This window comes from Paractinoplanes rishiriensis (assembly GCF_016862375.1).
Taxonomy (GTDB): domain Bacteria; phylum Actinomycetota; class Actinomycetes; order Mycobacteriales; family Micromonosporaceae; genus Actinoplanes; species Actinoplanes rishiriensis.
On the sequence record NZ_BOMV01000125.1, the window covers coordinates 21,052 to 27,649 of the forward strand.

Below are 6,598 nucleotides of genomic sequence, written 5' to 3' on the forward strand. Positions count from 1 at the left end.
CCAGCCGGGCGCCTGCCCCGCTGATGCGCACCGACGACCGCGGTGTTCTCCGTGACCGGCACGACCGGCCGCTGATCCACGTCCCCGGCCGCGACAAGCTGGTCGCCTACACCCGGTGCACCACGTTCGTGGACTGCATCGAGGACAAGACCGCCCTGGCCACCTGGGGCAAACGCATGGTCCTTGCCGGAGCGGCCCGCGACCCGCGGATCATCACCCGAGCGCGCACCCTCGACCCCAACGAGGCCACCGACAAGCAGGCCCTCAACCACCTCGCCGTCCAAGCGGAACGCGTCGCCGGCGCCGACACCAAACGCGACCAGGGCACCCATCTGCACACGCTCAGCGAGCACGCCGACCGCGGCCAGCCCCTGCCGGGCGCGTCGCCCGCTGACATCGCCGACCTGGGCGCCTACCTGGGCGCGACCGTGCACCTGGACGTGGTGCACATTGAACGGCTCGTCGTGGTCGACAGCCTCAAGGTGGGCGGCACCCCGGACCGCATCTACCACTACCGCGGCCCGGGACCGGACGGCGAACCGTTCGCCGGCGCCCTCATCGGGGACCTGAAAACCGGCTCCGTCGAGCGCGGCGCGCTGAAGATGGCGATGCAGCTGGCCATCTACTCCCGCGCCGTGTTCTACGACCACCACACCCGCACCCGGGCACCGCTGCCGGACGTCAACCAGCGCTGGGGCCTGATCGTGCACCTGCCCGCCGGCACCGCCCAATGCACCGTGTACTGGATCGACCTGACCGCCGGCTGGGACGCGGTCCAGGTCGCCAAACGGGTGCGTGAGCTACGTCGCACTCGGAAACTGCTGCGACCGTTCACCGCGTCCCACCACGGCACCACCGACGCCGCGGGGATAGGCAGGGATAGGTAGGGACAGGTCCGGATAGGTTCCCGACGCTTGATCCCGCCAATAACGTGTAGTTCTAGCAACGCCAGCCGGGACCACCGGAGACCACAAGGGACCACAGCAGACCACCGAAGCCAACTACCAGCCGCCCCATAACGCCCCTACGGTGGGCGAGTACGCAACGAAAGGGAGGTGCCCGTGGGCACCAGCGCTCCGACTGGCCGCGGCGTCACCGTGACCATCAAGTACGGCCGCGGCTATGAAGCGCCGTGGGCGGTCTTCCACGGCCAGCCGCACGAGATCCGCGACGACATCGCCGCGTTCTTCGGCATGACAGCCGCGACCACGGCCGGGCTGACCCTGTCCGACATCGTCGTCAACGCGACCGCCCAGGCGCACGGCGTCGAGACCATCGCGAGCGGACTCGGCGGCGCGACCGTCATCGAATCCCAACCCACGCCAACCGCCACCGCCCCAACCGCCACCGCTCCAGCCGCCACCGCCTCAGCCGCCGCCGGGCCGACCGCCGCCGCCTCGACCTCCGCCACCGCTGCGGCGGCGGACCCCTGGAGTCAGGCATCCGCCGCGCAGGCACCCGCCGCCGCGCAGCCGGCAGGCAACCCGCTGCTGGACCGCATCGCGCGGGCGACGGACGTGCAGAGCCTGCAACGGATCTGGGCCGACGACCCGAGCGCGTTCACCGACCCCGCCGTCATGGCGGCGTGGAAGGCCCGTGGTCGCGCGCTGACGACTAACTGACACACCTCAACGTTTAGTTCTATGCGAGATTTGGGAGATGCCTGAGCGTGAGTGCCGAGCTGCGCAAGCCGTCTGCGTACGTGGGCGGTGCCTTCTTTCGCCCGAGCGACCACATCAACGACGTTGCCCTGCTGATCGAGCCGAAGCGCGTCGATCGCGGCGTCAGCAACACCTACAACGGCGAGACCCGCCTGCGGGACGAGGTCTACGCCGACATCACCGTCTTCGCCACCTCCGAGTCGGTGGAGACCGGCCGGCCGACCGCGGTGCTGGAGAACGCCCGGGTCGTGCACGGCATGCTGACCGATCTGCTGGCGCAGATCATCGGCTCCGCGATGGTCGGGATCGTCCGCAAGATCCCGACGCGTAAGGGTCAGGGCTACGCGTTCCGGGACGTGGAGCCCTCGATCGAGGCCGCGGTGACCGCATACCTGGACAGCCGGGAGACCGCCGTGGCCGCGGCCCTGGCGTCCGGCGCCATGCCGTCGTTCGACGCCAACATGCCGTCGTTCGGCTGAAGGCAGGGGGCGTAGCAGGTGTTGACACCACGCAGGTCGCTCGCCCTGCACGCCGAGGCTGGTCGCGAACTTCCCCGGGTGCCGGCGTTCGAGGCGTTGTATCGCCGCGGATGCCGGCCCCGGCACGGCGAAGTCGTGATGATCGCCGGCCGCTCCGGCACGCAGAAGTCGGGGTTCGCCCTGTTCTGGGTCGCCCAGATGAACCTGCCCACCTTGTACTTCTCGGCCGACATGAGCCCGTTCACCGCGTCCTCGCGGCTCGCGTCGATGGCCACCGGGGAGACCACCGAAGAGGTGGAGGCCGGGATGAAACGCAACCGGATCTCCCGGTCCCGCTACCTCGACGCCCTCGCGGACAGCCGGATCACGTTCTCCTTCGGTGCGCCGATCACGTGGCGGGCCGTGGACGAGGAGTTGGAGGCGTACGTCGAGCTGTGGGACGAGTATCCGCAGGTCATCGTGTTCGACAACCTGATGGACTTCGACGCTGCCGAGACCGACTACACCGAGCAGATGGCCGTCATGTCGGGCGTGACGGAACTGGCCCGCTCCACCGGCGCCACGGTGATGATCCTGCACCACGCCTCGGACAAGACGTGGGAGGCCAAGTCCGACCCGTGGTCACCGCCCAGCCGGGATCAGGTCAAAGGCGGCCTCTCCGAAAAGCCCGAACTGACGTTGTCGGTGGCGCTCGACCCGACCTCCATGGAGTACCGGGTCGCCGTCATCAAGCAGCGGATGGGCCCGTCCGACCCGACCGCCCGGCAGTACGCGGTCCTGTACTGCGAACCCGAACGGACCCGCTTCCATGCGCGGCCGTACGCCCGCACCACCCACCACATGATCGGGGGATAGCTGTGAGTGACACCGCAACACGGAACAAGCGCAACCGGCGGGCCGGTCAGCGCTGGCAGACCGTCCTGCGGGACGGCCTACGCGACGCCGGCCTCGACATCGAACGCCTCGCGCTGGCCGGCGTCGAGGACGAAGGCGATCACGTCGTGCGCCTGCCGGCCGGGCTGCCGGGCCGTCGGTTCGTGGTCATCGAGGCCAAGGCCGGCGTGCTTCACCCGGCGCAGTTCGTGCGCGAAGCCCAACTGGAGGCCGGCAACTTCGCCTACCACCGCGGCCTGCCGGCGTCGACTGTGACGGGCATCGCCGTGGCCAAACGGCGCGGCGCGAACTGGCGTGACGCGTACGTGCTGACCACCGTCGGCGACTACTTCGGCCTGTACCCGATCGGAGCGGCGGCATGAGTGAGCTGGACCAGTACGTTGCCGCGCTGCTCGACTTCGCCCGCGACGCCCGCGGCGACGACCAGCCGTGGCTGCTCGGCGACATCTTCGCCGTCGAGGAGTTCTTCGGCGCCGACCTGCCATGACCGACGATGCCCGCCCGGACCTGGCCGCCGTCCTCGACCACTACGACGTGGGTTGGACGCCGGGCCGCGTCGCGCAGATGACGCACTGCCCGCTGCACGACGACCGCACGCCGTCGATGTCGCTGCACCTGGACAAGCAGGTGTGGCGGTGTCACTCGTGCGGTCGCGGCGGCGACGCGTACCAGCTCCTGATGGACAAAGAAGGTGTTGATTTTGTCCGAGCCCGAGCCCTTGCGGCCGCACTCGGCCTCGCAACGCGAGACCCTCGAAGAGGCGACGGCGGCCTATCAGGCAGCCGTTACGGCCGACGCCGCCAGGTACCTGCTCGCCCGCGGGATCGACCGCGAGACCGCGGCTACGTTCCGGCTTGGCGTCGTCGCTGACCCTCTACCCGGCCACACCCGCTTCACCGGGTTCCTCGTCATCCCGTACCTCGACCAGCAGGGCCGGCCGGTCAGCCTGCGGTTCCGGTGCATACAGGACCACGAGCACCGCGAGCACGGCCACGGCAAATACATGAGCGTCACCGACGAGCCGGCCCGCATGTTCCACATCGCCGCCATCCACATCGCCGACGACGAAGTCCACCTCTGCGAAGGCGAACTGGACGCCATCATCCTCAACCGGATCGGCCTGCCCGCAGTCGCCGTCCCCGGCGTCAACTCCTGGCGCGCCTACCACCGGCGCATGCTCGCCGGCTTCTCCCGCGTATGGGTGTGGGCCGACCCCGACGACGCGGGCGCCGACCTCGCGAACCGGGTCACCCGGGCGCTGCGCACGGCCAAGACGGTGCAGCTGCGCCACGGCGACGTCACCGACACCTACCTGCACGGCGGCGCCGACGCACTACACGCCCTCATCGGTAAGGAGGCGACCGCCGCATGACCCCCAAGACGAACCTGCCCGGCAACCCCGGCCCCCGGCTGCAAGCCGCGGTCGACGCCATGACCGACGCCACCCGCCACGCGTTCCTCACGCACCTGATCGCCACGACCAGCGCCGAATACCTGGCCGACTGGCTCAAGCGCGCGGGCACCCCTGTCTCGGCGTCCACCATCCGCACCTACCGGCGCACTCTGCGCCCGCACGAGGGTGGACGTCGATGAGCGATGACCTGCTGGCCGAGCTGCTCGCCAAGCCCGTCGGCCCCAGCATCGAGCCGCCCACCGGGCGGGAAAAGGACTTCACCCGTCGCGTCGAGCAGCACGGCGACACCGCCACCGTCACGATGCGCGGCGACAAAGAGCAGGTGACCGAGGACGCCGCCACCGCCTATCTGCGTGACCAGGGCCTGGACCCGCACGACTGGGCGGTCACCGGGCTCCGGTCAACGCAGTGGACCATGCCCAACGGCGGCGACGGCGTCAGTACCCGCTACACCTTCACCCGCACCGGCCGCGAACAGGACCGGCCGCCGGTTGACGAACTGCTGGACCGGGTGCAGGCATACCAGCCAAGCCCGGCCCGCCCGGACGGCGACCACGGCTATCTGGTCCTGCTCGGCGACATGCAGTTCGGCAAGATCGACGGTGACGGCGCAGCCGGCGCGCTACACCGCACCATCGACGGCCTTAACCGGGCCGCGGACCTGCTGATCGAGTACCGCAAACGCTGCGACATCGGCCACGCCCACGTCGCCTGGCTCGGTGACCACATCGAAGGGTTCGTCTCGCAGGGCGGGGCGAACGTCTGGCGCACCGGGTTGACGCTCACTGACCAGATCCGGCTCACCCGCCGCGTCATGCTGCACGCCGCCGAGCTGTTCGCCCCCCTCGCCAAGCGGGTGTCCATGGCCGCGGTCCCCGGCAACCACGGCGAAGCCGTCCGGATCGCCGGCCGCGGCCTGACCCGCTACGACGACAGTCACGACACCGAATCGCTGATCGCCGTCGCGGACGCGGTACGGCTCAACCCGGACGCGTTCGGCCATCTCGAGTTCTACGTCCCGGCCACCGACGAACTCACCGTCATGACCGAGGTCGCCGGCACGATCGTCGCGCACGCCCACGGCCACCAATGGCGGCCCGGCAAACACTTCGACTGGTGGCGCGGCCAAGCCTTCAACCCGGCCAGCCCGATGCACCACGCGCACCTGCTCGTCGCCGGGCACCTGCACCACGAACACATCGACACCGACGGGCCACGGACCTTCATCCAGGCACCCGCCCTCGAAGCCGAATCCACCTGGTGGCGCCACAAAAACGGCACCCCAGGTCACCCCGGACTCATCGTCGCCGTCACCCACGACGGCCACACGAACACGAAAGAGGTAATCCGGTGACCACCCCTGCCGACTGGACCTTCCTCGACCACGACGACGTCACCCGGGCCGCGTACCGGGCCGCCCGCCGAGTCGCCAACCAATACCCGGCAATCGCGGACACCGACGACCTCTACCACGACGCACTCATCCTGCTCGCCAACAACCCCGACCAAATCCACACCCACCACGACGACATGCGCGTCCTGCACCACTGGCTCTGGTGCCGCCTCGTCGACACCATCCGCCCCCAAGCCCGGCAAGCCAACCTCACCATCTCCTACGAACGCGCCATCCTGGAGAACGCCGCATGACCACCTACGACCGCGCCCTGGTCAAACGTCTGCTCCCCGCCGTCTGGGACAGCAACTACGCCTACGGCATGACCGACACCGGACCCACCCCCGGCATGCCCCGCGCCCAGGTCGATCCCGCCCACGCCGGCACCCTGTTCGCCCACATCGCCGACATCAAAACCGGCTGGACAAAAGCACCCCTCAGAGACACCGAACGCAAAGCGATCCTTATGCGCTACGGACTCGACATACCCGAAGAACACGTCGCCCAAATGGAAGGCGTCACCCGCCAAGCCATCAACTACCGCGTCAAACAAGGCGTCCGCTGCATCGTCGCCACCCTCAACGGCGAACCCGATTAATCAGTTAAACGGCCACCCCGGTAACGCAAACCGCCCCGCTTCATCCTCGTGATGGAGCGGGGCGGTTTTTATGTTCTCGGCCTCTATACAATTTTCTGCGACTCATCGGTGTTGCGCCATTCGTGTTCGAGTATCGAATAGAGTAGAGAGTCGCGCCAA

11 protein-coding genes and 1 pseudogene are annotated in these 6,598 nt (G+C 68.9%); all 12 read left to right on the forward strand.

The window, feature by feature from the left end; genetic code table 11:
* Positions 1 to 23: 23 nt before the first annotated feature.
* The 12 genes and pseudogenes from Ari01nite_RS48235 (at position 24) to Ari01nite_RS48280 (ending at position 6,439) form a co-directional block, all read left to right on the forward strand.
* A complete protein-coding gene (locus Ari01nite_RS48235) occupies positions 24 to 887 on the forward strand; it encodes a hypothetical protein (RefSeq protein ID WP_203791341.1) in 864 nt (287 codons plus the stop codon).
* Positions 888 to 1,061: 174 nt separating this feature from the next.
* Entirely contained in the window at positions 1,062 to 1,622 is a 561-nt protein-coding gene (locus Ari01nite_RS48240) for a hypothetical protein (RefSeq protein WP_203791343.1), read from the forward strand.
* 47 nt (positions 1,623 to 1,669) lie between these two features.
* The gene (locus Ari01nite_RS48245; protein ID WP_203791345.1) at positions 1,670 to 2,140 is read left to right on the forward strand and encodes a hypothetical protein; all 471 of its coding nucleotides are present in this window, start codon (positions 1,670 to 1,672) and stop codon (positions 2,138 to 2,140) included.
* Between the two features lie 18 nt (positions 2,141 to 2,158).
* Complete coding sequence (locus tag Ari01nite_RS48250) at positions 2,159 to 2,995, forward strand: AAA family ATPase (RefSeq protein WP_203791346.1); 837 nt, start codon at positions 2,159 to 2,161, stop codon at positions 2,993 to 2,995.
* A gap of 2 nt (positions 2,996 to 2,997) precedes the next feature.
* Complete coding sequence (locus Ari01nite_RS48255; RefSeq protein ID WP_203791347.1) at positions 2,998 to 3,396, forward strand: hypothetical protein; 399 nt, start codon at positions 2,998 to 3,000, stop codon at positions 3,394 to 3,396.
* Complete coding sequence (locus tag Ari01nite_RS51230) at positions 3,393 to 3,521, forward strand: hypothetical protein (RefSeq protein ID WP_275410964.1); 129 nt, start codon at positions 3,393 to 3,395, stop codon at positions 3,519 to 3,521. The genes Ari01nite_RS48255 and Ari01nite_RS51230 overlap by 4 nt, the downstream gene beginning before the upstream one ends.
* Before the next feature lie 77 nt (positions 3,522 to 3,598).
* Positions 3,599 to 3,709 (forward strand): annotated as a pseudogene (locus tag Ari01nite_RS51600) (CHC2 zinc finger domain-containing protein); the annotation flags it as partial.
* Positions 3,710 to 3,734: 25 nt separating this feature from the next.
* Positions 3,735 to 4,406, forward strand: coding sequence for a toprim domain-containing protein (locus Ari01nite_RS48260; protein ID WP_239163683.1), 672 nt, complete (start codon positions 3,735 to 3,737; stop codon positions 4,404 to 4,406).
* Positions 4,403 to 4,627: a hypothetical protein gene (locus Ari01nite_RS48265; RefSeq protein WP_203791348.1), complete on the forward strand. Its 225-nt coding sequence runs from the start codon at positions 4,403 to 4,405 to the stop codon at positions 4,625 to 4,627. Before Ari01nite_RS48260 ends, Ari01nite_RS48265 begins: the two co-directional genes overlap by 4 nt.
* Positions 4,624 to 5,802 (forward strand): hypothetical protein, encoded by a 1,179-nt coding sequence (locus Ari01nite_RS48270; RefSeq protein WP_203791349.1) that lies wholly within the window; start codon positions 4,624 to 4,626, stop codon positions 5,800 to 5,802. Before Ari01nite_RS48265 ends, Ari01nite_RS48270 begins: the two co-directional genes overlap by 4 nt.
* Positions 5,799 to 6,095: a hypothetical protein gene (locus Ari01nite_RS48275; protein ID WP_203791350.1), complete on the forward strand. Its 297-nt coding sequence runs from the start codon at positions 5,799 to 5,801 to the stop codon at positions 6,093 to 6,095. Before Ari01nite_RS48270 ends, Ari01nite_RS48275 begins: the two co-directional genes overlap by 4 nt.
* Positions 6,092 to 6,439 (forward strand): RNA polymerase sigma factor sigma-70 region 4 domain-containing protein, encoded by a 348-nt coding sequence (locus Ari01nite_RS48280; protein ID WP_203791351.1) that lies wholly within the window; start codon positions 6,092 to 6,094, stop codon positions 6,437 to 6,439. The genes Ari01nite_RS48275 and Ari01nite_RS48280 overlap by 4 nt, the downstream gene beginning before the upstream one ends.
* The last annotated feature ends 159 nt before the right edge of the window (positions 6,440 to 6,598 follow it).